Source organism: Acinetobacter pengchengensis (genome assembly GCF_982235305.1).
This window is the reverse complement of sequence record NZ_CEVATJ010000001.1, coordinates 451,350-475,714: the sequence shown is the minus strand read 5'-3', so window position 1 is coordinate 475,714 and position 24,365 is coordinate 451,350. Positions and strand designations below refer to the sequence as shown.

Sequence of the window (24,365 nt, the reverse complement as noted above, 5' to 3'; positions counted from 1 at the left end):
GTATTTATAATCAAACATAGGCAACTTTTTTATTTTTTACTTGCGCTCGCTTCATATCTTGCTACAATACGCTCCATCAAACGAAGTGGTGCTTTAAGCTATTTAGCTTGACTTGCACTGCACATTCAAACCAAGTTTGAATGATGGTTCAGGGTCGTTAGCTCAGCTGGTAGAGCAGCGGACTTTTAATCCGTTGGTCCCGCGTTCGAATCGCGGACGACCCACCACTTATTTGATATTCCTTGATGGGTCGTTAGCTCAGCTGGTAGAGCAGCGGACTTTTAATCCGTTGGTCCCGCGTTCGAATCGCGGACGACCCACCATTTTCCGAAAGGATCACGTAAAAGTACACTACACTCTTGCGTCATAAAAATGGTCATCATCATTTTTACTCATTTGGGTCGTTAGCTCAGTCGGTAGAGCAGCGGACTTTTAATCCGTTGGTCCCGCGTTCGAATCGCGGACGACCCACCATTCCTTCAAAGAAATCTTTAAATTATCGGTCATCACAGTACTGTTCTGTGGATCATGCTGTTTCTCATTTTATTATAAAATTCCCGCATTTCGCGCTATTTGACTAACACTCTTATCCACCATACTTTGCTCAATTCAGTTGTGGAAGATCTGCCATCATTAATAAATCATGCTTTACACACATCCCGAATAAAAACTTGATGCAAAAAAAGCCCAAAAGTTTCTCACTAATGGGCTAAGAATTGAGTTGAATCAATAATTAACTTGCTCTGATTAAATGATAATTTTGCGAAGGTAAGGGATTGGTTTTAAAGTATTCACGGTTGTTTTCTGTCGCAATCGAAATTTTGTTTTTATCCATAATTAAATTATGGTCTTGATCAATATTATAGTAAAAGATCACCCCAGAAGCGCGTGCCACCACAATTTGATGCGCTTCTTCATCATAGAACCATAAATCTTTGCGGTATTTTTTTTCATTGTCGTAACTGATTTGCCCCGCATTGACAAAAATACGATGCGCTGTCCCATCAGGCAATAAGGTCAGAATATAATCGACTGTTCCGCGTTCACACATAACAAACTTATCTTCACAGCTGATCTGAGTGGTATAGCGTCCCACATAAGACAGATGATTCTCGGGAATATGATATTCTGTTGCAACCGTTTGCATGGGTGCAGTGGCCTGCCCTGCCACTTCCGTTAGTCTTTTAGTTTCTGCCTGTTCTGTATATTTTTGCCCTGCAGCTTGCTCAAGTTGTGATCCATCACATCCAAGTAATAGCATACCGCTCAGCACAGAGACTACACAAATATATGGTTTAGCCAATGACACACTTTCCCTTAAAAATTGAAGCTTTTAGTCGTACTCAAATCAGCTACAGGTAACGTTGAATCTATGTTCAACTCATTCCTTGATGTTGAAATATCATCTAAAACCACCACCGACTTCTAGTGAATATTTTAGGGGGATGCTGCTTTAATCAACACCTTAAGTTACATAACTTTACCAATTGCTTGCGGCTAGATACTTTAAAAATTTAACAACAACACCATCTTTATTTTATATACAAATGATGTGCGACAAGCCTAACATCAGCCTGTATTCATATTGAATTTTAGATCTCTTAAGGAGAGTTGAATGACCAATGTTGGTTTATATCGCTCAAACCGCTCAAATATGATTGCTGGGGTCATGGGTGGTATTGCTGAACGTTTTGGTTGGAACGCAAATTTACTGCGCTTAATTTTTGTGATTGTTTCAGTGATGAGCGCTGCCTTTCCTGGCATTTTGGTGTATTTAGTGTTGTGGTTGGTGATTCCTAAACAAAACCAGTCGAGTAAAGCAAACTATACTCAGGGCTACACAAGACCTGTGCGCACAATCAATCCTCATCAAGACCGATAAACGGTCTTGAAATTTTACTGACTGACCGCATTTATATCATCAGATTGAAATACATTTGAATTTCTTTTTCGCTACGATTGCTCCCCCCAAGCATCGTAGCTTTTTTTGCCTTTCAGCCTGCTATGTATTTTAGAATGTCACAGCATTTCGGTGTTTTCAGAATTGACGTGTTTTGAATACACATCGAAAATCTGAGTCCATCAATTCGTCTTTACAACAAGTTGCTGATTCAATACTGCAATCATATCGGCACGGCTAATGATCCCCACTAAACGCTGTTGCTCGACCACAGGAATATAATTAAAAGAACGCTCAACAAAATAAGGCACTAAATCCTGAATACTTTGTTGCGGTTGTACCGTAACGACCTGTCGTAACATAATATGTTTAACTTGATGCTGCCAGCGATAAGGTAAATCGGTCACGTGTTTAAACCATTCCACCACTTCATACAGCGCCAAAGTTCCGACCAAATGATGTGCATCATCCACCACAGGCAAACTCATTAAATTCATGTGTTTGAATTTTTCTAAAGCACTGTGAATATCATCATCTTGATGCAAACTGACCACATCTTTACTCATAATATCGGCACAAGTCAGTGTTTGAGTTTGTCGTTCACTGGCTTTGTGCTGCGCTTCTAAAATGATTTTTTGCAGATCGTATTCACTAATATCCAAAAGCTGAGTTTGTTCATCTAACACATCCTGAATATCTTTCGGCTGAATGGTGGCTTTTTGGGTCGGTGTCGGGTCTTGAGAACGTGTATTCAATTGTGATTTTTGTGGGTACGGTTTGCCAATCATGCGGTTAAATGCAATTGCAATGAGCATCAGTAGCACAGAATTGAGTAAAACAGGATAAAAAACAAAATGATAACCTAATTCACGTACAGCCTCTCCGCCCAGTACTGCAGTAATTGCGACTGCCCCACTCGGTGGATGCAGCGAATCGGTCGTCATCATCAAGAAAATAGATAAAGCCACCGCCACACTAAAGGCTTCGGTTAAATTTGGAATATATAAAGCACAGCTCACGCCCATAATTGCTGCAATGCTGTTCCCAACTACAATATTCCACGGCTGCGCCAAAGGACTGGCAGGCACAGCAAACAATAATACCGAAGATGCGCCCATTGGCGCGATATACCATGCATTAATATCGCCCAATACCCACCAACTGATCAGTGAAGATAGTGCTAAACCTAGCAACGCTCCCAACCCACACAACAACCTTTCTTTCAAAGGCAAAACTTTGAAATTTGGTTTAAGCGTATTTAGCCAGTCTAGTTGCGAATGAAACACGGGCAGACAATCCTGTGGTGACAATTGAGCAAGATTATAAGACAATCAAGGAATAAGATGTATTTGTTTTATATCTTTTATTTATCAGTGAATTTGTAAAACCCCAAACAACCAGCAGCTAGTTATGCTTTAACCTTTGCCAGCACCCCGCAAAATCCTTATAATTGAACACAATTTTTCTCTAATTTTAAGTGGATGACCATGAGTCGCGCCATATCGCATATTGATACCTTTCAAGGCTTAATTCTTGCCTTACAAAACTACTGGGCGGAGCAAGGCTGCGTCGTTTTACAACCTTACGATATGGAAATGGGAGCAGGTACATTCCACACTGCAACTTTCCTACGTGCTTTAGGTCCAGAAACATGGAACGCGGCGTATGTACAACCATCTCGTCGTCCTAAAGATGGTCGTTATGGAGAAAACCCGAACCGCCTACAACACTACTACCAATTCCAAGTAGTGCTTAAGCCAAACCCTGACAACATCCAACAGTTGTATCTTGACTCACTTAAAGCGATCGGAATTGATCCTTTAGTTCACGATATTCGCTTTGTAGAAGATAACTGGGAATCTCCAACACTTGGCGCGTGGGGCTTAGGTTGGGAAGTATGGCTAAATGGCATGGAAGTGACACAATTCACTTACTTCCAACAAGTGGGTGGTGTTGAGTGCTACCCTGTAACAGGTGAAATCACATACGGTCTTGAACGTTTGGCAATGTACCTACAAGGTGTCGATTCAGTTTACGATCTTGTTTGGACCAAAGGTCAATTTGGTACAGTCACTTATGGTGATGTATTCCATCAAAACGAAGTTGAGCAATCAACCTATAACTTCGAATACGCACCAGTCGACAAAATGTTTGAATTATTTGACTTCTATGAAGCTGAAGCATCTCGTTTAATTGCTGCAGAATTACCATTACCAGCTTATGAGCAAGTGATTAAAGCATCTCACTGCTTTAACTTGCTCGATGCACGCGGTGCAATTTCTGTGACTGAGCGTCAGCGTTATATTTTACGTGTTCGTACTTTGGCACGTTCTATTGCACAAAGTTATGTGGCTGCACGTGCAAAATTAGGCTTCCCAATGGCTGAACCGCATTTACGGGATGAAGTCTTGGCACAATTAAAAGCACAGGTTGAAGCGGAAGCAAAAGAAGCCAACAAGGAGAGCAAATAATGTCTAAACATACCGTTTTGTTCGAATTGGGTTGTGAAGAACTTCCACCAAAAAGCTTAAAAAAATTGCGTGATGCGCTACAAGCAGAAACCGTAAAAGGTTTAAATGATGCTGGTCTGGCTTTCGACTCAATCGAAGCGTATGCAGCACCACGTCGTCTGGCATTGAAAATTATCAATGTAGATGGTGCTCAAGCAGATACTCAAAAACGTTTTGACGGCCCTGCTGTTCAAGCTGCTTATGATGCTGAAGGTAAGCCAACCAAAGCACTTGAAGGCTTTATGCGCGGTCAAGGCATTACTGTAGATCAAGTATCTACATTTCAAGCAGGTAAAGTTGAGAAAGTATGCTTCTTGAAAGATGTCAAAGGTCAAAGCCTTGATGCTTTACTGCCACAAATTTTACAGACAGCATTAGATAACCTTCCAATTGCAAAACGTATGCGTTCTGCGGCAAGCCGTACTGAATTCGTGCGTCCTGTGAAATGGGTGGTGTTGCTGAAAGATGATCAAGTGATTGAAGCAACGATTCAAGATCATCAGGCAGCGAATGTAACCTATGGTCACCGCTTCCATGCCCCTGAAGCAATCACACTACAACACGCCAATGACTATTTAGATGCGTTACGTGCTGCTAAAGTCATTGCTTCTTTTGAAGAACGTCAGGCTATTATCGACCAACAAGTAAAAGCGTTGGCAGATGAGGTTAATGCAATTGCGATTGTACCAAGCGACCTACGTGACGAAGTCACTGCACTGGTAGAATGGCCGGTAGCTTTACGTGCCAGCTTTGAAGAACGCTTCCTTGCCGTTCCTCAAGAAGCCCTGATCACTACCATGCAGGATAACCAGAAGTATTTCTGTTTGGTGAATGCTGAAAACAAATTACAGCCTTACTTCATTACCGTTTCAAACATTGAGTCTAAAGATCCGACTCAAATTATTGAAGGTAATGAGAAAGTGGTTCGTCCACGTCTGTCAGATGCTGAGTTCTTCTTCCTGCAAGATCAGAAACAGCCATTAGCTTCTCGTAAAGAGAAACTGGCCAACATGGTATTCCAGGCACAACTGGGTACTTTGTGGAACAAGTCTGAACGTATTGCTAAACTGGCTGTTGCCTTGGCGCCAATTACGGGTGCAAATCCGCAAGATGCAGAAAAAGCTGCTTTACTTGCAAAATGTGACTTAACCTCTGAATTGGTGGGCGAATTCCCAGAACTTCAAGGAATCGCGGGAACTTACTACGCGCGTCTTGAAGGTGAAAATGACGAAGTTGCCGAAGCTTTAGGTGAGCAGTATTTACCTAAGTTTGCGGGTGATGTGCTTCCACAAACTAAAACAGGAACAACCATTGCTCTTGCAGACCGTTTAGACACACTCACGGGTATTTTCGGTATTGGTCAGGCGCCGACAGGTTCTAAAGACCCGTTTGCGCTGCGTCGTTCCGCAATTGGTATTTTACGTCTAGTGACTGAAAACGAGCTTGATGTATCAATTGAAGAGCTGATCAAGCTGGCATTGGCTGCTTATGGCAATGTATTGAAAGATCACGACAAGACTTTGGCAGATGCTGTTGCATTCCTTGAAGGTCGTTACCGTGCCAAATACGAAGATCAAGGCGTTGCGGTAGATGTGATTCAAGCCGTTCAAGCGTTATCACCAAAATCTCCACTAGATTTTGATAAGCGTGTAAATGCGGTAAATCACTTCCGTGCATTGCCTGAAGCGGCTGCATTGGCTGCTGCGAACAAACGTGTTGCCAACATTTTAGCCAAAGAAACCGCGCCTGAAGGTGCTGTGGTTGAAGCAAACTTGGTGGAAGATGCAGAAAAAGCATTATTCGCTGAACTTGCAAAAATCACACCTGTGGTTGAACCATTATTGGCAGCAAAAGACTACACCACTGCACTTTCTCAATTGGCTGCATTACGTGCGCCTATTGATGCTTTCTTTGACAGTGTCATGGTGATGGCTGATGATGCAGAGTTGAAAGCCAACCGTTTACGTTTACTGGCACAGTTACGTGATTTGTTTACACGTGTTGCAGATGTAAGTGTGTTGCAGCACTAAAGTCTTAATTGCTTGTAAGTTAAAAGAAACCCCGCTATTTTGATAGTGGGGTTTTTTACATATTGATGAAATGAAATTATCACAACCACAAAAAGTCGCGGAATTTTTAAAAGCACATCCAACTCAAAAATTCACTGCTAGAGAAATTGCTCTAGGGATAACAAAGCTTTATCCAAATGACTACCTAGAAAAAAGAAGCAACTCACGATTTTCGAATGAAGAAGATTTTTTAAATCAAGTTATTGCTGAAATAGGTGCACATAAAAAAGCAATCCTGAAAATCGAGCCAAAAATTCAAATGCAAGACAAGCCTAGACCGCGCTTGTATTGGTTTGAACAAAATAACATCCCCTTACCTGATATAGATAATTCAGAAAATATTCCTCTCGATGATGAGCAAGAAGTAGTATCTACTCCAACGTATAAAGTACTCTCAGAACATGATTTATATCCTGTTCTCATCGAATATTTGTCTAAAGAGCTAAACCTCTATAGCCTGAGAATTGATGAAAAAAAGTCTTCAAATAATCGAGGACAAAATGGTAATCAATGGTTACACCCTGATATTGTTGCTATACAGCCAATTGATAAAAAGTGGCATGAACTAGTGAAGACCTGCGTTAAACATGGTTCAGGTCAGAATGTTCGCCTTTGGTCATTCGAGGTAAAAAAAGAACTAAATAACTCAAATATTAGAAGTAGCTTTTTCCAAGCTGTTAGTAATTCAAGTTGGGCAAATGAAGGATATTTAGTTGCGACCTCAATTTCTACCAATGAAATTGAAGAAGAACTGCGTATGCTTTCAGCTTTACATGGTATAGGTGTAATTTTACTCAATCCAGAAAATCCCACTGAAAGTGAAATCTTACTTCCTGCTCGCCGAAGACTCGAAGTGGATTGGCAATCAATAAATCGAATTTTAAATGAAAATTCAGACTTTAAAAATTTTATCGAATTGGTCTCAATTTATTACCAAACTGGCCGTATTCGCATACAAGATTGGAATCGTTAATCACTGAGCTATAGTCATTTTCCAACTGATTCCCTATACTCAACCTAACAACACTCAACAAGAAAACGAGCTTATGAAACTTAAAACACTCATTTTATCGGGTTTAACTTGCCTTTCTCTTAGTGCGTGTACTTCTGCACCTGTCATTCCACAGCTCACAGCAGGTGTTTTACAAGAAGTGAAAAACATTGAAGTTTACCCAGATACTGTCAACAACAGTGCCAAACTCACAAAATTTATTGATAAATGCGTGATCGAATTTACAGGCACACTGCAAGCAGGTCGCTCTATTGAACAATGGGCATTTAAAGGCAATAGCTTAATCTCAGCAGGTTCTGCAACCTTTGCACAAAATGGAACCAGCACTGCAGAGAATTTTGACTTACACGATGCAACCGTGCAAAAAAACTTCATTACCTTGCGCAGTCACTTCCATAAAGATGCGCTTGCACAATGCAACTAAACTAAAAACATCCTAGAATGTATCTTGATGTAGCAAGATTGTTGGACTTTCAATATATATGCAGCATCTCTTGATATTTCAAACTAAGATGATACAAGCAGTGTAGCCATTGTTGCCCTGCTTTAAAAACTCTCCAGAGTAACAAGACCCACAATTTTATGTGGGTCTTCTTCTTTAAGCCTAAAATGCTACCATCGTTTTAAACACTGTAAATTACACCTAAAAATAGATCATACTTGCGAAAAAAAACACTGCAGATCATCTAAGCTTTATACAATGCAGTACATTCAATTCAAAAACCTTTCAACGACCAGAATTCGGCATCCTAAGAGGCACAGCACAATGAAAAAGATCAATGGCAGCATTTGTATTGGACTATTAATCAGTAGTGCTTCGGTGTGGGCACAAAATAGTGATGCGCAAACTCAAAGCAATAAACCCATTCAGCCTTATGCAGACAATCCAAACCTTTTGCATGTTTGGGCATACAAAACTCAGGAAGGTTTGATTCAAACTGCACAAAAAGTTGGTGAAGTAACCGAAAAAGGCATTGAAAAAATTCGTCCATCCGCACATCAAGCTTTAGACAACGCCAAGCAATTGAGCAGTCAGGGTGCGGCGCAAGCCAAGCATACAGGGCAGCGATTAGCTGACAATGTAAATACTAAAATTCAGGAAACCAAAGAAGTGATTACAGGTCAAAGTGATCATGCCGTGCCTATCTATCAAGCACCATTAAGCGCCCCTTCGCAGCATGTAGCCCCTGCAGCGACCACTGCCGCACCTACTCAGGAAGCACAGACGCAGGCTGCGCCAAGTACAGAGTCTGAAGAAGAAATTAAAGTGATCAAGCTATAATTTTTTTGATTTATTGGTTACTAGAAAAGCACAAAAACAACTCAGCGCAAATAAAAAAGCCTGCATTTAATCTGCAGGCTTATTCATATGATAGCGTATCGATTTTTGAATTTGTCGGAATACATATGTGCCTAATCCTAACAATACCAACAAACCCAAAGCGAAAAATAGATAAGCCTTCGGCTCAGGCGCATCTGCAAATAAAGTCGCAGATAAAATTAAACTAGACAGCAAAACAAGTACAGCAGGCATCAACAACTTGGTCATACATACTACCCTTGGAATGATCAGCAAAAGCATGTTTTAAGATCATCTTAGCCCAATGGCAAAACAATACAAGTGTCTAAAATTTAGACCATCTAAATCATGGATCAAATTTTGCAGCTTACTGTTCCAGTTCTAAGGTAAATTTGGCAGTATCTGGCAAATTTTCTACAAAATCATTGCCACCGAACTCATCGCTGCTCAAGTTCAAATCTTTATAGCTCAACACAAAATAGTCGCTATATTTTTTCAATATCAAGGGGTGCATGCCTGCAGTAAGTGCATCTTGTTCCTTGCATAGTTTCATAACATGACGATCATTCATACTAATCAAATAGCGCTCATCATTCAGATAAATTTGCACCAATCCACTACCCTTTGCGTAAATCGGAATCAGGAATTTATGATTTAAGGCAATCGCATTTGCAGCATAGCTCTCAATTTTTTGGCTGATGATGTTAAACACCAAACCATGACCAAAATGGTCGAGCAAGACATTACGATTTTCATACGGCAGCTGAATTTGTAAGCCAAGTTTGTTTAAATCGTGCTGATCGACCTGTTTATTACTCAGCAAGGAGCGGATCAGGTTTTGTTTCAACTTGGCATCAAAGAAGTTACTGTCTAGCTGTAAATTATTGTATTTTAAAATACGACCTAAAGACCAACGATGGTTCGGCAAGACATTTTCAATCACTTTACGATAGTAAAACTTGCTATTCTTTTTCACCTTGCGAATTTTTTGGTAAAAGAACGGCGCATCAAAAGGATGCGTTAAAAAGTCATTCAGCAATTCAGAGTTGGCTAAAATCGCAATCGCATCATGACCTGTAAATGGTAAATGCAAAGTATGTAAATGCGGAATTAAAGGCTGAATTTTTAAATAATGCCCACGATCTTCAGGATAATATTGGTCATAAACCACAATATATTCACGCTGTGCCGATACATCTTGCGCTTGAATGCGCATATTGGCATTTAAGTCTGCCTGATAAAACATGTTATAACGTGGGTCGTGAATATCTTCAGGGTCAATTGAATACTGCGGTACTAGAGCCACAATGCGGTTTAAATCCAGCAAATTGGAATATTTAATTGCCGCATAGCCGCCCATTGAGCCGCCATAGCCCACGCGAATTTTAAACGGGGCAATCAGGTCTTGAATGGCTGCCAACATGGCACGCATAGATGCTTCAGGAAACCATGATTTTTCCTTAGGCATGACCCCAATCACATTAAAATGAAACTTTTCCAGTGATTTTTCAGCATTAATAGACGTTCCTTTGGCTCGTGTAATTAAATCGCCAAAAGAAAAAATCAGCTCCTGAGATGAGCCTTTCATGAAAATAGCGCGGATATGTCCGTCTTCAAAAATTATGTGTTTGTCCATTCCCACACCGGCGCCAAGGCGCTGAATTAAACTGTTACTTTATTTAACCTTGAATACACTGTACACAAGTTCAAAAGTGAATATGTTATTTTATAGATGCACAGCAGATTAAAAATCGCAAAATATGACACAATCTCTACACCCTGCCGCACAACAAGGCTTTGCTTTAGGGGCAAACCTATATCAACAAGTTCGCCCCAGTTACCCGCAAGAAATTGATATTTTCCTACAAGATCAGCTCCAAGTTCCACTGAATAGCAATATGGTAGACCTAGGTTCTGGTACAGGAAAGTTCCTGCCACATTTGCTCAAACTGACAACCCAGCTTATAGCGGTAGATCCGATTGCCAGCATGTTAGCCGAATTAAAGCAACTTTACCCGCGAGTTGCGACAATTCAGGCACGAAGTGAGCAATTACCGCTCCCCGACCAGTGTGCAGATTTGGTGAGCTGTGCGCAATCTTTTCATTGGTTTGCTAATCTACAAAGTTTAAAGGAAATACACCGAATCTTAAAACCTCAAGGTTATTTGCTGTTAATTTGGAATCAACGTGATATTTCGGTTAATTGGGTTAATGCACTGGCACAGATGATTTTGCCTTTTGAGGGCGATACCCCGCGTTTTCACAACCAAGACTGGCGTCAGGTATTTGCCGATACAGATTTATTCCAACTCACCCACGAACAGCAATTTCATCACACGCATGTCGGTACAGTCGAACAAGTAGTATCCAAGCGTTTGCTTTCGACCAGTTTCATTGCTGCGATGCCAACCGAACAGCAACAACAACTCAAAACACAATTTGAGCAATTAGTATTAGAATATACAAATAAGTATGCGCAAGATGAAATTGAATTTCCCTATTGCACGCATTTGTATGTCTATCAAAAAAGTTGAATATGACTGGAGCGAATAAATGCAAATAACCTTTAAACACATGATTGCTCCCTTAACAATTTGTTTGGCTTTCACCCTCAGCGCCTGTGAGCGCAGCAAGATAGAAAATGCAGACAAACTCAGTCCTGAAGATCAAATCATGCAAACTCAGGTCGAGCAAGCCGCGCTTCAGCCCTTTGAGATGACTGCGGATGACCCACATGACATTCAATTGCTAATGGATTATGAACAACGCCATGAGCAAATGAGCAATGATTTGGAAGATGAGTTAGCACGCTTGCATGAAAACAAACAACTCGATGCTGCATTTGCTAAAAATCGCCTACAGGACAACATTCAATCTGCCTTAAGCATGCTCAAGGAACTAGATTTAAAGACACCACAAGGGCGTTATATTCAAGGCTTAATGAGTCATTATTGGGAACAGCAAGCACAATATCTGGCAGCTCAAAACACTACTTCTGCACCTTATCCTGTCAGTAAAGCACAACGTCAACAAGGTTTAGCAGACTTGTTACAGGCGCAGCAACAACTGGAACATTGGCGCGGGCAATATCCACAACTGGATCAATAACGTATTTTTAGGGACGCTGCTGTAAATATTGATGCACCCCTTCCGCGGCAGCACGACCTGTCGCAAAACAGGCTGTCAGCAAATAGCCGCCCGTTGGTGCATCCCAATCCAGCATCTCACCACAAAGAAAAACGTGAGGATTAGAATTTAATTGTAATTGTGCAGACAAAACCTCGCGCTTGACCCCACCCGCACAGCTAATAGCTTCTTCAATAGGGCGAAACCCCTTCAAAGGCACCATTAAGTTTTTAATCTGCTGCGCCAATTGCATAGGCTGCTGCCAAAGAGCTTTATCCACCAACTCACGCACGACTGCAGACTTCACGGCATCCAAACCCGCCTTGCGCCAAATATTGCTTAAAGACTGTTTTTTGGAAGGTTGTAACTTTTGACAAAGTTGCTCAATGCTTAAATCGGGCAATAAATCTAGGTGTAGCTGCATCGGTTGATGTGCAAGCTGCAACTGTCGCAACGCTCGCCCTTGCTTATAAATTAAGCCACTTTCCAAACCATAATGGCTAATCACAATATCGCCCATGCTTGGTTCAGTACCTTTCACCCATGCTTGCACACGTTTTAACGGTTGCCCAAAAACTGGCTGCATATAGTTAGACCAATCACGCTCCACCCCTGCATTACTGGCTTGAAAAGGCCGAATTTCATTGGCAGATAACCAACGCTGCCATGCACCATCGCTGCCTAATTTCGACCACGACACTGCCCCACATGCCATCACAATGGCGACAAACTGCTGTTGTTCCACTTGCCCTGTACTTAGATTTTGAATACTGAGTTGATTATTATTTAAATCAGATACCTGATGCCGATAATGAAACTGCACACCTGCATCCACTAAGCGTTTTAACCATGCGCGCAGCAAAGGTGCAGCTTTCATTTCTTGTGGAAAAATCCGCCCCGATGAACCTACATAAGACTGAATACCTAAACCCTGCATCCAGTTTTGAATCCAAGCGGCATCCCATTGTCGAATCCACGGCGCCAACCATTCCGCCTGATCATAACGTTGAATAAATTGTGCAATTGGTTCGGCATGTGAAATATTCAGACCCGTTTTACCTGCCATCAAAAACTTGCGCGCCGCCGAAGGTTTCTGCTCATAAACATGCACATCATAGTCAAACTGACTCAGCACTTCGGCAGCCATTAAACCTGCTGGCCCTGCTCCTATAATTGCAATGCGCTGTTTCATGCCTGTTTACTCAGTTTCAAGTGAGTCTTCAGGCACTTTCGCCTCAACTGCAGGAGGTGTTAAAGTTGGCTGCTGTCCTTGCAAAGGCTGAAAATCATCAAAACGGGTTGTATAAGCGGCTGGCTTGCTGATCTGCAGTTCCTGACAACGCTCGCCACGTGCTAAATATTTGATTTCAAAGTGAGTGCGTGCTGAATCTACTGGAACATCCTGCTGAATAAATGGCAATTTCCACACTTCGATCAGCTGTTGCTGGGCTTCTGCAATATATTCAGGAATATTACTTACTAAGGTAATACTGCCGCCTGCTTTTAAGCGTGACAATAAAAACTCAAAAAATGGCATATTCAACCAACGCTGGGTGGCATTATGCGGTTCTGGGTTCGGATATAAAATAAAGAATTGCTCAACTTGAGCAGGAAATAAAGCATGTACAATCCATGGAATTGCATCGGCATGTACTATTTGCAAGTTACGCTGACCTTCAAGTTGATGCTGTTTTTGCATCGCCACAAATTTTTCACGGGTACGCTCAATCGCAATTAATTTTTTATCGGGATATTGTCCACTAAATAATAAAGCATGCTTGCCTTTTCCCGCACCAATTTCAACACAAACCGATTCATTGGCAATGGCTTGAAAATCACGAGGGGCATGCATACGCTGGGCTTGAAATTGACGAATTGGCATAATCAGATCAAACTTATAAAATTCGGCACAAGTCTACCAAGTCAGGTGCTATTTGCCTAATCCAATCCTGCATTTTTCATAGGAGTTCAGCATGCCTCGTACTTTCCCTTGCCCACGTTGTGGCGAAGCTACACAATGGGAAGACAATCCTTTTCGTCCATTTTGTTCCGAGCGTTGCAAACTGATTGATTTAGGCGCATGGGCAAGTGATGAATATCGTTTACCCACCCAAGATGCTCCACAAGCAGAAAATTCTGAGGAATAGAATCAAACAATTACTCTGCTTAAAGAGTAAAAGTACACCTAAATTTCAGCTCAAAATTCCGTTGGGAAATACAACTACTTTCATGAAAAATTTCATATTTTTGTTAATCAATTGTTCAAAATTTTATTGCTTAATCATGGCTTAAAAAAGACGAGTTACACACTATAATCGTGACGCGTGTAGAACACACGCCATTGAATAAAAAATTAAGCAAAAACAAAAATTTTAGGAACACAACACCATGGAAGCATTCCTTAAAGGAATTTTAATGCTGAGTATTTTACTCGCCACCAGCAGCTCGGGTTTAGGTCTTTACACACATGATCTTTTAATGCTCAGTGTTGGCATTTTACTCACTTTCTTTGCCATGCTATTTGCTCTTGAAAGCAGACAGTCTTAGAAAAACGATTGTGCAAATAAAAAAAGTCAGTACACACTGACTTTTAGCTGATCTTTTACTATTAAATCACAGCACAAGACCTAACCTGCTTGCCCCGCCACAAACGGGTTGTGCTGTTTTTCAAATCCAATAGTACTGATGGGACCATGCCCAGAAATAAACTGAGTGTCATCTGGTAAACTAAAACATTCGCGCTGAATTGAATCTAGCAATTGTTGATGATTGCCACGTGGAAAATCGGTGCGCCCAATTGAGCCTTTAAATAGCACATCACCTGTCCACAAGATGCCATATTTTGCATTATAAAACATCACATGCCCTGGGGTATGCCCAGGCGCATAACGCACTTCAAAGCTTTCTTGCCCCAATTGCAGCACTTCACCACCTTCTAACCACTGTGTAACCGTGACTTGTTCAGGGATAGGAAAACCATAACGCGCAGACACTTCTTGCAGTTGATCTAACCAAAATGCATCTTCTTTTTGTGGACCAATCACAGGAACATTCCAGTGATGTTGCAAAGCACCCACAGCACCCGCATGGTCTAGATGCCCATGAGTTAGCCACAAAGCTTTCACCGTTAAACCCAACGCTTCAATTTCAGCTTTCAATTTTTCAGGCTCGCCGCCTGCATCAATCAAAATCGCTTCTTTGCTTTCTGCATCCCACACAATCGAGCAGTTTTGCTGAAAAGCAGTGACGGGAATAATTTTGACTTGCAACATGATGGCGAACCTCAAAAATTAATGGCTTAGGTTAAGCTTTACAGCATCAAGATTAGCTTGAAGCAAATGCTTGAGCAAATCCAAATGATCGGCACGGGTATTCAATGCAGGAATGTAGGCATATTCTTTGCCACCTGCTTGCAAAAATAATTCTGCATTTTGAATCGCCAATTCTTCTAGGGTTTCTAGACAATCTGCAGAAAAAGCAGGGCTCATAATTTGCACCGACTTCACGCCCTGCTGTCCCCATTCTTCAAGTAACACATCGGTATAGGGTTTGACCCATTCCTGTTTGCCAAAACGTGACTGGAAGCTAATCGCCCATTGTTCATCATTTAAATTTAAGGCATCGGCAAGCAATTTTGCTGTAATCCGACAACGCTCTGCATACGGATCACCCTTATCGGCATAAGGCTGTGGAATGCCATGAAACGACATCAACAGTTTTTCTGCCATACCATGCTCGGCTTGAAACTCACGCACACTCTGCGCTAAAGCCTGAATGTATAAAGGATGTTGATAATAATCACGAATGATGGATAAGCCCGGCAAATTACGCTGCTGTGGCACCCATTTGGCAACGGCATCATATAAAGGCGCAGTCGAAGTTGCTGAATATTGTGGAAATAAAGGGAACAAAATCACATGATCTTGAGGATTTTGACTCAAAGCTGCCAAAGCCTGTTGAATACCCGGATTGCCATAGGTCATTACTGGCACAATATTCAATTCAAACTCAGGATATAGCGGCAATAACTGCTGTTTTAAGGCATCAACCTGTTGTAACAAAATTTCACGCATCGGTGAATCTTGTTGCCAGACCATGGCATAAGCATGCGCAACACGCTTAGGACGAAATGGCAAAATGAATAAATTTAAAATGATTTGCCAAATCGGTTTGGGAATTTCAATCACCCGTTGATCAGATAAAAACTGCTTTAAAAAACGGCGAACTCCCGCTGCAGTCGGTTCATCAGGCGTACCTAAATTGGCTAAAAGAACGGTTATTTTGGGTTTTTCTGTAGACAACATCCAGCCCTCGTGTCTGATGATTGAACCCGACTACTTTAACAGTTTTTTACTCTGTATTGAGAGTCAATACGGTGTTTTAAATGAATTCACCCGATCGGTATCTAGCAAATTGCTCTCTAAAAGTTTTTGCGCTTTTGCTGTAGTTTGCCACAACATCCGCTGACGATCATCACGCCCCGCTTGCACAATCCAGTCATTTTGACACATTTGCATTTTAATCTCATGCAAAGCTCGAATATTGATTTGAGCACGTGCAACCGCATGCGCACGCGGCATGATCCGACGCGCATCATCCAAACCTGTTTCATTCAAATATTCATTCATACGTTTAGAAAAATATTCTTCAGGAGTCGGATGAATAAAAGTATTACCTAAAATTGCTAACAACTGCGCCCAGGTTAAGCTTCGCTCAACTTTCAGCTCTCTAAAGTTACCATCCTGATACGCATGCATGCGATATTCAAAACGATATGATTCATTCATCGACACTTTAGACAGGCTTAGAAATGGGTCTGCTTGACGCTGTCCCACATCAGTTTCTAGCTGACTTAACTTACTTTTTAAACGCTCAATTTCATCATGCAAGGCTTGCGTATTTTGCGGACGTACCCAACCAGGCGTCGGATAACGCTCCAACATTTGCGACATATTAAAGCGGACAGCAAGCTCTAAATCACGTAGAGTGCGGTAGCAAAATACCTGATCGACTTCTTGTTGTAATAATGTACGAAACTCTTTGAATTTTTCGCGTAATTCAGGTTTTTCATCATGTAAAGCTGGATCTCGTGAATCTGGGTCTTCGTGCATAAATACAATGATCGGCTTTTGCTTGGTGAATGCATAAATATACTCTAAATGCATATAACCCACGCCCGACACCGATTGCTCACCGTACTGGCTGCCCAATAGAATCACCACATAATCACAATCATCGATTTGACGGCGTGCAAACGCAGTGCTAAGTGGGGTGCGTTTTTCTAACCCCCAGGAAAAAAAACCCATTCCTACCAATGTTTGTGCCAAGACCACTCTTTCTGACTGCATATCTGCCCCAGAAGTCGAGATAAAGACCTGATAGCGCTTATCCAGCATTGGTTTCCTCTCCTATTGCCATTACAAGTCAGTCACCGTCTACTTGTAATGCCTTTCCCCAATTGTAAAAAAATAATCTTAAATTCAGTCCACAGTACTCACATTTGCGACACTCCAAGAAATATTGCCTGGAATAAGATGCTGCAACACGGGTTTTAATTGTTCTGCATTGTTCCCGCTGACATAACACGCGATTTGTAATGTATCTGCCACACTTTGGTCAAATAATAACTCACTTTTAATTAAAATGCGGGAAGTTTGACGCGCAACGGCAATTCCTGAGTCAATTAATGTCAGTTTCTGACCAAAAATGGACTCAATCGCAGGTTTTAGGAAAGGATAATGGGTACAGCCGAGTACCAAATAGTCCGCACCCTGATCGACCACAGGTTGCAAACTATGCTGTAAGGAACTTAAACACGCCTCACTCATTTGCGCACCTTGCTCAACAAAAGGCACTAAATCTAGATTGGTGACTTTCAAGACTCGAACTTGAGCAGGAATCGCAAAACGCTGCATCACATCTTTAATGAGTTGTCCACGAAAAGTGGCAGGTGTCGCAAGTACAGCCACTGTTTTGGTTTGGCTATTTAATACAGCAGGCTTTAAAGCAGGCACTAAACCAATAATGGGAAAATCTTCGCCGTAATGATCGCGCAGATAATCTAGACTGAAAGCGGAAGCTGTATTACACGCCACGACTGCAACTTTACACCCTTGTCGATATAACCATTCGATTGCGGCTGCAGTGAGTTCCCGAATATTTTGATCATCGCGTGGGCCGTACGGCACGTGCGCTGTATCGGCATAATACACAATGCTTTCATTAGGCAAATATTCTGCAATTTCAATAGCAACCGACAAGCCTCCTATGCCCGAATCAAAAATACCAATTGGCGCACTGGCTTGTGCTTTTGGCATAGCTTGATTTAAAGGAGAAACAGGATGAATGGCTGTCATAGCAAGAGATTCAGCAATACAAAATAGAATGAATAAAGCTTAAACCTCAGCTGCTTAAATGCAAGTGCAAATCACCACTTTTCAACGATAAAATCGTTTCGCCCTGCGCATTATCACTCAGCTCGCCCAATTCCACCAAGTGTAAAAAAGCCGCACGCTGAATCAGGGCATTAATACCAAAACGCACATGCACATAAGGTCGCAGCTCACCCGCATATTCACGCATAAAAATAGGATGTTTTGCATCGACAATCACAATATCATGATGCGTGCTGGTGAGTTGAATATAATTTTGCTGTCCGATTTCGACCATATCAACCTGATTGATGAATAAAGGCTCATCTTCTACCTGAATTTCAATTTGTTCCACGGGAGTTTTTAGATAAAACTTGCCCTGCTCTTTCCATAACACACTAGAAAACAGATCAACCAATGCCTGTCGTTTGATCAATTGACCTTCGTGCCACCATTCTCCATTGGCTTTGACCAGCAAATCCATTGCCCCACAATGCTTTGGATGCCATTGCTCCAGAGGAGGGATTGATCTTTTGTGACCTGACTGTCCAGTTTTTATATATTGTGCAATGTGCATTAAATTTTTATTATCAGCCGTAGCTACATTTTCTGTCGGTTTGATTGAATTGTCGTCATGCTTCATGCTGCAGTACCTTACTGACGGAAAAATAATACGATTCAGCCAATTGGCTAAGACTCGGTTTAAAACTATACTAGCTCACAATACTTACCCATACTGTAAAAGACACGATTAAATTTGTGTCTGGCAACTAAAAATACTCATGGCAGCACCGTTGCTTGATGCGGTTGCCACCTTCAATTATATGAGGAGTCCTACATGGAACACATCGAACGTGAATCGATGGAGTTTGACGTAGTCATCGTAGGCGCAGGCCCTGCGGGTCTTTCTGCTGCGATCAAAATTCGTCAACTTGCAATTGAAAACAATTTAAATGATCTGTCCGTTTGTGTGGTCGAAAAAGGCTCTGAAGTTGGTGCGCATATCCTTTCTGGTGCTGTGCTCGAACCGCGTGCGATCAATGAGTTATTCCCTAACTGGAAAGAAGAAGGTGCGCCTTTAAATGTGCCTGTGACTGAAGATAAAACTTTCTTCTTGATGTCACCTGAAAAAGCCCAGCAAGCACCGCATTGGATGGTACCTAAAACCATGCATAACGATGGTAACTACGTGATCTCGCTAGGCAACGTGGTGCGTTGGTTAGGTCAAAAAGCCGAAGAATTAGAAGTTTCTATTTTCCCTGGCTTTGCGGCATCTGAAATTCTGTACCATGCCGATGGTACGGTTAAAGGTATCCAAACCGGTGACATGGGCATTGGTAAAGATGGCGAGCCAACGCATAACTTCACACCGGGTTATGAATTACATGCCAAATACACCATTTTTGCAGAGGGCTGCCGTGGTCATTTAGGTAAGCGTTTAATCCAACAATTTAATTTGGATAAAGATGCCGATCCACAACACTACGGGATTGGTATTAAAGAACTTTGGGAAATTGACCCTGCAAAACACAAACCAGGTTTGGTGATGCACGGTGCAGGCTGGCCATTAAGTGAAACAGGTTCTTCAGGCGGTTGGTGGTTATACCACGCAGAAAACAACCAAGTCACTTTGGGTATGATTGTGGACTTGTCTTATACCAACCCACATATGTATCCATTTATGGAAATGCAGCGTTGGAAAACCCACCCTCTAATTAAACAGTATCTAGAAGGCGGCAAGCGTATTTCTTATGGTGCGCGTGCTGTGACCAAAGGTGGCTTTAACTCATTACCAAAATTCACTTTCCCAGGTGGTTCTTTAATTGGTGATGATGCAGGCTTCTTAAACTTTGCCAAAATCAAAGGCTCACATACTGCCATGAAGTCTGGCATGCTTTGCGGTGAAGCGGTATTTGAAGCGATTGCTGCAGGTGTCGCAAAAGGCGGTGACTTGGCGATTGCTCGTGTAACTGAAGGCGAAGATTTCTTTGTGAAAGAGCTAACGGCATACACTGAAAAATTCAACAACAGCTGGCTGAAAGAAGAACTTTATAGCGCGCGTAACTTTGGTCCTGCAATGCATAAGTTTGGTCAATGGATGGGCGGTGCGTTCAACTTTATCGACCAAAACGTGTTTAAAGTACCGTTTACCTTGCATGATTTAGTGCCTGATTTCAGCGCACTCAAAACTGTAGATGCAACCAGCTTTAAACCGAACTATCCAAAACCAGATGGCAAGCTGACTTTTGACCGTTTATCTTCAGTGTTCGTATCGAATACCGTACATGAAGAAAATCAGCCAGCGCACTTAAAGCTAACTGATGCCTCTATTCCAGTGAACGTAAACTTGCCTAAATGGGATGAGCCTGCACAGCGCTACTGCCCTGCGGGTGTTTATGAAATCATGGAAAATGATGATGGTTCAAAACGCTTCCAGATTAACGCAGCCAACTGTGTTCACTGTAAGACCTGTGACATCAAAGACCCATCACAAAACATCACTTGGGTAACTCCTGAGGGGGGTGGTGGTCCGAACTACCCGAATATGTAATTTGGATAGATCTTGCGTAAACTCATATCCAAATATGTAATTGCGAATTACAATTGAAAAATCCAAAAGCAGTGCCTCGGCACTGCTTTTTATGCTCAATACAATCTATTGATTGTCATATAAATAGGGTCTGTTGATCACACAGGCTTTGTTGCACAAACCTATCTCCAAGGCTTATTCCACAATATAATTTTTCAAATGAAGAAGCCTACACCTAAAATTTTATCGTACAACCCATTGGTCTGCATATAATCGAGCTATCATTAATCTTGGAAATATTAGCATTTGGTTCGATCCAACTACGTAATGTTATGCGCCATCAAAAGGCAAACAAGGACGAAATCAAACCTGCTCCGATGCAGCTCTCCAATGCTGCTTAATGATTAAATCCTTATTCCGCCTGTCTTTACCTATGGTCACAGGCTCTGCACAAAGTCTGATTAAACTCTGCACATTAAATTGCACAGCGCCAGATTACACCACGCTTTGTTAGGTCGACCACTTACCTAAGTTACGCCTTAAATTGGGTTCAATTCGGGGGCTTTGCCTTTCCAATCTTTGTGCAACACAGCCATGGTGTGCTAAAAATGCTGAGGCTGATTTTTGCCTATTCGCCTTTTTTCACCAAATAATGAAATTCTTTATTACCCTGCTCATCCAAGCGTTCTTCTTGCAATAACAACTCATGCCCCAAATGCATACAAAATTTTGGAATATCCCAAGACGTCGAATTGTCAGTTGCAAATACTTCAACCACATCGCCAGACTTAGATTTGCGAATGGCTTGATGCAACATCATCACAGGTTCAGGGCAACGCAAACCGCGAGTATTCAGTTGAATGCTAGGTGTGACAGGAAGTTCAGACATGCACAGACTCGGTATTAAAACATCGCGCTAGTTTAGCATAAAGCGCAGCCTTGTTTTATCTGTTCCCAATACGCAAAGCAGCACACCTGCGTGACGTAATTGCCGTCATTTTCTACCAAGATTAGCAATAGACAACTGTATTTTCTAAGGTATGATTAAGCTAAGTTTTTTTGATATAAAGAGTCTTTAGGAAAGATCATGCACGAGGAATCAGGCCCATCGTGGGGTATGCGTGGCCTAAGAAAATGGTTAGGCACAGCACCAGAAACCCGCGATGAATTGCTAAAATTAGTACAAGATTCACGTCGTTTTTTAGAACCCGATACGGTGGCAATGCTCGAAGGTGTTCTAGATTTACCTGCCACCAAAATCCGTGAAGTCATGACCCCACGTACCACGATGATTAGCTTACAGGAAGATGATGAGCTACTCGATATTTTGCATGTACTGGTCGAATCAGCACATTCACGTTTTCCTGTGTTCTCATCTGATCAACCCGACAACGTGGTGGGGATTTTATTAGCCAAAGACTTATTGCCTTTACTGACCGAACAAAGCCCCAAAGTTGATATTCGTGCCTTAATGCGTCAGCCGTTATTTGTGCCTGAAAGTGCTCGTTCAGACCAAGTATTGCGTATGCTCAAAAACACCCAAACACATATTGCAGTAGTGATTGATGAGTATGGCACCACTTCGGGCTTGGTTACTTTAGAAGATATTTTGGAAGAAATTGTCGGTGAAATTGAAGATGAACACGACAATATTGACGAAGAAGCAGAATACATCATCCCCGATAACGATCCAACAACTGCAAATACTTGGTTAGTACAAGCACTTACACCAATCGAACATTTTAATAATGTTTTAGATGCAGATTTTTCTGACGATGAAGTAGAAACTGTCGGCGGTTTATTGCTTCAAGAAATTGGTTTGGTAAGTGATTTGCAAGGGCAAGTGATTGTGATTGGCAACTGGGAATTCACCATTCTTGAAGCAGATGCCCGCACTATTCATCTGATTCGAGCCGTACGTCAATGAGGACTTTTTTTTCCAAGCTGTCTAATCCTGCAGAACATCAACAACTACCCTTAATTTATCCATTAATCATTGCTCTATTGGCTGGTGCAGTGTTTAGTTTGGCACTTGCTCCCTATCATTATTGGTGGATTGCCTTACTTTCTCCGGCTTTGCTGTATGCGACCTTAAGCAAACGCACCCCGAAACAGGCCTTTTTGATTGGTTGGTCTTATGGGATTGGTCTGTGGTTTGTCGGGGCTTTTTGGCTCTATACCTCTATTCACGTCTATGGCGACACCAATGCCCTTTTGAGCGTACTAATGATTGTCATTATGGCGCTGTTAATGGGGTTATTTACTGCCATACAAACTTGGTTGTATCGTCGGTTTTTCCCTGAAACACCACTGACTTTTGCACCGCTATGGGTGTTTTTTGAATGGGCAAAAACTTGGGTCTTTACAGGTTTTCCGTGGCTGTTTGCAGGTTATGCCTTCACTGAACGCTTTTTGGATAGCTATGCACCACTGTTTGGTATTTTTGGAGTGTCTTTTGTGGTCATTCTACTGGCCTGTGCACTGGTTGAAGTCCTCAAAAAACGTATCTTCTGGCTCATTCCATCGGCAATTTTACTCTTGGGTGCATGGGGGGCAGCACAGCTCAGTTTTGTAACTGCAAAATCTGAAAAGCCACTCTCGGTTTCTCTGATTCAAGGTAACATCCCTCAAGACTTAAAATGGCTCACCGAATACCAAATCAAGACCTTGGAAATTTATACCCGCTTAACCCGAACTGAATGGGGACGCGATATTATTGTCTGGCCTGAATCATCCATTCCAATGTTCCAGACCGATATTCAACCGTTTTTGGATGCCATGAAAACACAGGCTGAAAAAACGGGCAGTTCGTGGGTGACAGGTATTCCGTATTGGGACTTGCCTGAATCACAAGTGCAGCAACATCCAATGTATTACAACAGCATTATGGCAACGGGAGATGCGGCAGAAGGCTTATATAAAAAGCAGCGTCTGGTGCCTTTTGGCGAATATATTCCGCTTTCAGGTTTACTCAGCTGGGTATTGCCTGCGATGCAAAATGACCCCTCCATGAGTGGCTTCTCACGTGGCGCATCTGAGCAAAAACCACTTGCAATTAAGCAGCATCATTTAGGGGCAGCCATTTGTTATGAGGTGGCTTATCCAAACCTGACCCGTCGCAATGCTAGCCAAAGTGACTTTTTGGTAACGGTGTCCAATGATGCTTGGTTTACGGGTACTGCAGGGCCGTTGCAACATTTGCAAATGGTGCAAATGCGTGCCAAAGAAAATGGACGTTGGTTTATTCGTGCCACCAATACAGGTGTGACCGCATTTATTGACCATCATGGACATATTGTCAAACAAGCGCCAATGGATCAGGAGTTTGTGCTGCGTGGTGATCTGCCTGCCATGCAAGGTCAAACACTGTACACTCAACTCAGCGATTGGCCTGTGCTGATTTTTTCATTGCTGTTGTTAGTTCTAGGGTGGATATATCGACCACGTCAGGTTGACGTATCGTTTAAATCACGTCGCTAATTGTGCTGTTCAATCGTGGTTAGAAACGACCATTCATAAAAAAACCGAGCATTAATTGCTCGGTTTT

25 protein-coding genes, 3 tRNA genes and 1 pseudogene are annotated in these 24,365 nt (G+C 41.9%); 17 read left to right on the top strand and 12 right to left on the bottom strand.

Annotation, left to right across the window (positions count from 1 at the left end):
• Nucleotides 1-151: 151 nt before the first annotated feature.
• The 3 genes from AC0T5Z_RS02285 (at nt 152) to AC0T5Z_RS02275 (ending at nt 474) form a co-directional block, all read left to right on the top strand.
• Nucleotides 152-227: transfer RNA gene (locus tag AC0T5Z_RS02285), tRNA-Lys, on the top strand.
• A gap of 20 nt (nt 228-247) precedes the next feature.
• A tRNA-Lys gene (locus tag AC0T5Z_RS02280) sits at nt 248-323 on the top strand.
• Between the two features lie 75 nt (nt 324-398).
• Nucleotides 399-474 (top strand) — tRNA-Lys (locus tag AC0T5Z_RS02275).
• A gap of 259 nt (nt 475-733) precedes the next feature.
• On the opposite strand, the gene AC0T5Z_RS02270 is transcribed toward AC0T5Z_RS02275, so the two are convergent.
• A complete protein-coding gene (locus AC0T5Z_RS02270; RefSeq protein ID WP_435336702.1) occupies nt 734-1,303 on the bottom strand; it encodes a hypothetical protein in 570 nt (189 codons plus the stop codon).
• Nucleotides 1,304-1,615: 312 nt separating this feature from the next.
• Here AC0T5Z_RS02270 and AC0T5Z_RS02265 point away from each other — a divergent pair, with 312 nt between their 5' ends.
• On the top strand, nt 1,616-1,882 hold the full coding sequence (locus AC0T5Z_RS02265) for a PspC domain-containing protein (RefSeq protein WP_291335065.1): 267 nt from the start codon (nt 1,616-1,618) through the stop codon (nt 1,880-1,882).
• A gap of 200 nt (nt 1,883-2,082) precedes the next feature.
• Here AC0T5Z_RS02265 and AC0T5Z_RS02260 read toward each other — a convergent pair whose 3' ends face one another.
• Nucleotides 2,083-3,186: an HPP family protein gene (locus AC0T5Z_RS02260; protein WP_291335067.1), complete on the bottom strand. Its 1,104-nt coding sequence runs from the start codon at nt 3,184-3,186 to the stop codon at nt 2,083-2,085.
• A 201-nt stretch (nt 3,187-3,387) separates the two neighbouring features.
• Between AC0T5Z_RS02260 and glyQ the strand changes: the two genes are divergently transcribed.
• The 5 genes from glyQ to AC0T5Z_RS02235 all read left to right on the top strand — a co-directional run bounded on the left by glyQ (nt 3,388) and on the right by AC0T5Z_RS02235 (nt 8,773).
• A complete protein-coding gene (gene glyQ, locus AC0T5Z_RS02255) occupies nt 3,388-4,371 on the top strand; it encodes a glycine--tRNA ligase subunit alpha (RefSeq protein WP_291335069.1) in 984 nt (327 codons plus the stop codon).
• Entirely contained in the window at nt 4,371-6,440 is a 2,070-nt protein-coding gene (gene glyS / locus AC0T5Z_RS02250; protein ID WP_291335071.1) for a glycine--tRNA ligase subunit beta, read from the top strand. The genes glyQ and glyS overlap by 1 nt, the downstream gene beginning before the upstream one ends.
• 70 nt (nt 6,441-6,510) lie before the next feature.
• Nucleotides 6,511-7,452 (top strand): COG2958 family protein, encoded by a 942-nt coding sequence (locus AC0T5Z_RS02245; RefSeq protein ID WP_291335073.1) that lies wholly within the window; start codon nt 6,511-6,513, stop codon nt 7,450-7,452.
• 73 nt (nt 7,453-7,525) lie between these two features.
• Nucleotides 7,526-7,915, top strand: a complete 390-nt coding sequence (locus tag AC0T5Z_RS02240) for a hypothetical protein (protein ID WP_291335075.1) — start codon at nt 7,526-7,528, stop codon at nt 7,913-7,915.
• A 342-nt stretch (nt 7,916-8,257) separates the two neighbouring features.
• On the top strand, nt 8,258-8,773 hold the full coding sequence (locus AC0T5Z_RS02235; protein ID WP_435336703.1) for a hypothetical protein: 516 nt from the start codon (nt 8,258-8,260) through the stop codon (nt 8,771-8,773).
• Nucleotides 8,774-8,839: 66 nt separating this feature from the next.
• Here the strand turns inward: AC0T5Z_RS02235 and AC0T5Z_RS02230 are convergent, their stop codons facing one another.
• Together AC0T5Z_RS02230 and AC0T5Z_RS02225 are read right to left on the bottom strand one after the other, a co-directional pair.
• On the bottom strand, nt 8,840-9,040 hold the full coding sequence (locus AC0T5Z_RS02230) for a hypothetical protein (RefSeq protein ID WP_291335079.1): 201 nt from the start codon (nt 9,038-9,040) through the stop codon (nt 8,840-8,842).
• 118 nt (nt 9,041-9,158) lie between these two features.
• A complete protein-coding gene (locus AC0T5Z_RS02225; RefSeq protein ID WP_291335081.1) occupies nt 9,159-10,427 on the bottom strand; it encodes a hypothetical protein in 1,269 nt (422 codons plus the stop codon).
• Nucleotides 10,428-10,551: 124 nt separating this feature from the next.
• On the opposite strand from AC0T5Z_RS02225, the gene AC0T5Z_RS02220 reads away from it, so the two are divergent.
• Nucleotides 10,552-11,325, top strand: coding sequence for a class I SAM-dependent methyltransferase (locus tag AC0T5Z_RS02220; protein WP_291335083.1), 774 nt, complete (start codon nt 10,552-10,554; stop codon nt 11,323-11,325).
• A 19-nt stretch (nt 11,326-11,344) separates the two neighbouring features.
• A complete protein-coding gene (locus AC0T5Z_RS02215; protein WP_291335085.1) occupies nt 11,345-11,899 on the top strand; it encodes a hypothetical protein in 555 nt (184 codons plus the stop codon).
• A gap of 7 nt (nt 11,900-11,906) precedes the next feature.
• Here AC0T5Z_RS02215 and AC0T5Z_RS02210 read toward each other — a convergent pair whose 3' ends face one another.
• Nucleotides 11,907-13,109 carry a TIGR03862 family flavoprotein gene (locus AC0T5Z_RS02210; RefSeq protein ID WP_435336704.1) on the bottom strand — a complete coding sequence of 401 codons (1,203 nt, stop codon included), beginning with the start codon at nt 13,107-13,109 and terminating at the stop codon, nt 11,907-11,909.
• A gap of 6 nt (nt 13,110-13,115) precedes the next feature.
• Nucleotides 13,116-13,805, bottom strand: coding sequence for a class I SAM-dependent methyltransferase (locus tag AC0T5Z_RS02205; protein ID WP_291335165.1), 690 nt, complete (start codon nt 13,803-13,805; stop codon nt 13,116-13,118).
• 85 nt (nt 13,806-13,890) lie between these two features.
• Here AC0T5Z_RS02205 and AC0T5Z_RS02200 point away from each other — a divergent pair, with 85 nt between their 5' ends.
• Both AC0T5Z_RS02200 and AC0T5Z_RS02195 read left to right on the top strand, forming a co-directional pair.
• Nucleotides 13,891-14,064, top strand: coding sequence for a DNA gyrase inhibitor YacG (locus tag AC0T5Z_RS02200; RefSeq protein WP_291335089.1), 174 nt, complete (start codon nt 13,891-13,893; stop codon nt 14,062-14,064).
• Nucleotides 14,065-14,305: 241 nt separating this feature from the next.
• The gene (locus AC0T5Z_RS02195) at nt 14,306-14,464 is read left to right on the top strand and encodes a hypothetical protein (protein ID WP_291335091.1); all 159 of its coding nucleotides are present in this window, start codon (nt 14,306-14,308) and stop codon (nt 14,462-14,464) included.
• A gap of 80 nt (nt 14,465-14,544) precedes the next feature.
• Here AC0T5Z_RS02195 and AC0T5Z_RS02190 read toward each other — a convergent pair whose 3' ends face one another.
• The 5 genes from AC0T5Z_RS02190 to AC0T5Z_RS02170 form a co-directional block, all read right to left on the bottom strand.
• A complete protein-coding gene (locus tag AC0T5Z_RS02190; protein WP_435336705.1) occupies nt 14,545-15,189 on the bottom strand; it encodes an MBL fold metallo-hydrolase in 645 nt (214 codons plus the stop codon).
• Nucleotides 15,190-15,207: 18 nt separating this feature from the next.
• Nucleotides 15,208-16,221, bottom strand: a complete 1,014-nt coding sequence (gene hemH, locus AC0T5Z_RS02185) for a ferrochelatase (RefSeq protein WP_291335095.1) — start codon at nt 16,219-16,221, stop codon at nt 15,208-15,210.
• Between the two features lie 63 nt (nt 16,222-16,284).
• Nucleotides 16,285-17,313: a DUF4062 domain-containing protein gene (locus AC0T5Z_RS02180; RefSeq protein ID WP_435336706.1), complete on the bottom strand. Its 1,029-nt coding sequence runs from the start codon at nt 17,311-17,313 to the stop codon at nt 16,285-16,287.
• An 84-nt stretch (nt 17,314-17,397) separates the two neighbouring features.
• Nucleotides 17,398-18,273 carry a glutamate racemase gene (gene murI / locus AC0T5Z_RS02175; protein WP_291335099.1) on the bottom strand — a complete coding sequence of 292 codons (876 nt, stop codon included), beginning with the start codon at nt 18,271-18,273 and terminating at the stop codon, nt 17,398-17,400.
• A gap of 46 nt (nt 18,274-18,319) precedes the next feature.
• Entirely contained in the window at nt 18,320-18,931 is a 612-nt protein-coding gene (locus tag AC0T5Z_RS02170) for a DUF1285 domain-containing protein (RefSeq protein WP_435336707.1), read from the bottom strand.
• Nucleotides 18,932-19,126: 195 nt separating this feature from the next.
• Between AC0T5Z_RS02170 and AC0T5Z_RS02165 the strand changes: the two genes are divergently transcribed.
• Both AC0T5Z_RS02165 and AC0T5Z_RS02160 read left to right on the top strand, forming a co-directional pair.
• Nucleotides 19,127-20,839, top strand: a complete 1,713-nt coding sequence (locus AC0T5Z_RS02165; RefSeq protein WP_291335103.1) for an electron transfer flavoprotein-ubiquinone oxidoreductase — start codon at nt 19,127-19,129, stop codon at nt 20,837-20,839.
• 198 nt (nt 20,840-21,037) lie between these two features.
• A pseudogene (locus AC0T5Z_RS02160) lies at nt 21,038-21,329 on the top strand (transposase); the annotation flags it as partial.
• Between the two features lie 117 nt (nt 21,330-21,446).
• Here AC0T5Z_RS02160 and tusA read toward each other — a convergent pair.
• On the bottom strand, nt 21,447-21,707 hold the full coding sequence (tusA, locus tag AC0T5Z_RS02155; RefSeq protein WP_070154406.1) for a sulfurtransferase TusA: 261 nt from the start codon (nt 21,705-21,707) through the stop codon (nt 21,447-21,449).
• A gap of 198 nt (nt 21,708-21,905) precedes the next feature.
• On the opposite strand from tusA, the gene AC0T5Z_RS02150 reads away from it, so the two are divergent.
• Both AC0T5Z_RS02150 and lnt read left to right on the top strand, forming a co-directional pair.
• Nucleotides 21,906-22,745 (top strand): CBS domain-containing protein, encoded by an 840-nt coding sequence (locus AC0T5Z_RS02150; protein ID WP_291335106.1) that lies wholly within the window; start codon nt 21,906-21,908, stop codon nt 22,743-22,745.
• Nucleotides 22,742-24,298, top strand: coding sequence for an apolipoprotein N-acyltransferase (gene lnt, locus AC0T5Z_RS02145; protein ID WP_435336708.1), 1,557 nt, complete (start codon nt 22,742-22,744; stop codon nt 24,296-24,298). Before AC0T5Z_RS02150 ends, lnt begins: the two co-directional genes overlap by 4 nt.
• Nucleotides 24,299-24,365: the final 67 nt, after the last annotated feature.

Coding starts and splice junctions, on each gene's coding strand:
- AC0T5Z_RS02180 (WP_435336706.1), bottom strand. CDS start 17,313: ATGCTGGATAAGCGCTATCAGGTCTTTATCTCGACTTCTGGGGCAGAT.
- AC0T5Z_RS02245 (WP_291335073.1), top strand. CDS start 6,511: ATGAAATTATCACAACCACAAAAAGTCGCGGAATTTTTAAAAGCACAT.
- AC0T5Z_RS02215 (WP_291335085.1), top strand. CDS start 11,345: ATGCAAATAACCTTTAAACACATGATTGCTCCCTTAACAATTTGTTTG.
- AC0T5Z_RS02220 (WP_291335083.1), top strand. CDS start 10,552: ATGACACAATCTCTACACCCTGCCGCACAACAAGGCTTTGCTTTAGGG.
- glyS (WP_291335071.1), top strand. CDS start 4,371: ATGTCTAAACATACCGTTTTGTTCGAATTGGGTTGTGAAGAACTTCCA.
- AC0T5Z_RS02150 (WP_291335106.1), top strand. CDS start 21,906: ATGCACGAGGAATCAGGCCCATCGTGGGGTATGCGTGGCCTAAGAAAA.
- AC0T5Z_RS02240 (WP_291335075.1), top strand. CDS start 7,526: ATGAAACTTAAAACACTCATTTTATCGGGTTTAACTTGCCTTTCTCTT.
- AC0T5Z_RS02170 (WP_435336707.1), bottom strand. CDS start 18,931: ATGAAGCATGACGACAATTCAATCAAACCGACAGAAAATGTAGCTACG.
- lnt (WP_435336708.1), top strand. CDS start 22,742: ATGAGGACTTTTTTTTCCAAGCTGTCTAATCCTGCAGAACATCAACAA.
- AC0T5Z_RS02235 (WP_435336703.1), top strand. CDS start 8,258: ATGAAAAAGATCAATGGCAGCATTTGTATTGGACTATTAATCAGTAGT.
- AC0T5Z_RS02265 (WP_291335065.1), top strand. CDS start 1,616: ATGACCAATGTTGGTTTATATCGCTCAAACCGCTCAAATATGATTGCT.
- AC0T5Z_RS02210 (WP_435336704.1), bottom strand. CDS start 13,109: ATGAAACAGCGCATTGCAATTATAGGAGCAGGGCCAGCAGGTTTAATG.
- AC0T5Z_RS02200 (WP_291335089.1), top strand. CDS start 13,891: ATGCCTCGTACTTTCCCTTGCCCACGTTGTGGCGAAGCTACACAATGG.
- murI (WP_291335099.1), bottom strand. CDS start 18,273: ATGACAGCCATTCATCCTGTTTCTCCTTTAAATCAAGCTATGCCAAAA.
- AC0T5Z_RS02165 (WP_291335103.1), top strand. CDS start 19,127: ATGGAACACATCGAACGTGAATCGATGGAGTTTGACGTAGTCATCGTA.
- AC0T5Z_RS02230 (WP_291335079.1), bottom strand. CDS start 9,040: ATGACCAAGTTGTTGATGCCTGCTGTACTTGTTTTGCTGTCTAGTTTA.
- AC0T5Z_RS02190 (WP_435336705.1), bottom strand. CDS start 15,189: ATGTTGCAAGTCAAAATTATTCCCGTCACTGCTTTTCAGCAAAACTGC.
- AC0T5Z_RS02195 (WP_291335091.1), top strand. CDS start 14,306: ATGGAAGCATTCCTTAAAGGAATTTTAATGCTGAGTATTTTACTCGCC.
- AC0T5Z_RS02225 (WP_291335081.1), bottom strand. CDS start 10,427: ATGGACAAACACATAATTTTTGAAGACGGACATATCCGCGCTATTTTC.
- tusA (WP_070154406.1), bottom strand. CDS start 21,707: ATGTCTGAACTTCCTGTCACACCTAGCATTCAACTGAATACTCGCGGT.
- glyQ (WP_291335069.1), top strand. CDS start 3,388: ATGAGTCGCGCCATATCGCATATTGATACCTTTCAAGGCTTAATTCTT.
- hemH (WP_291335095.1), bottom strand. CDS start 16,221: ATGTTGTCTACAGAAAAACCCAAAATAACCGTTCTTTTAGCCAATTTA.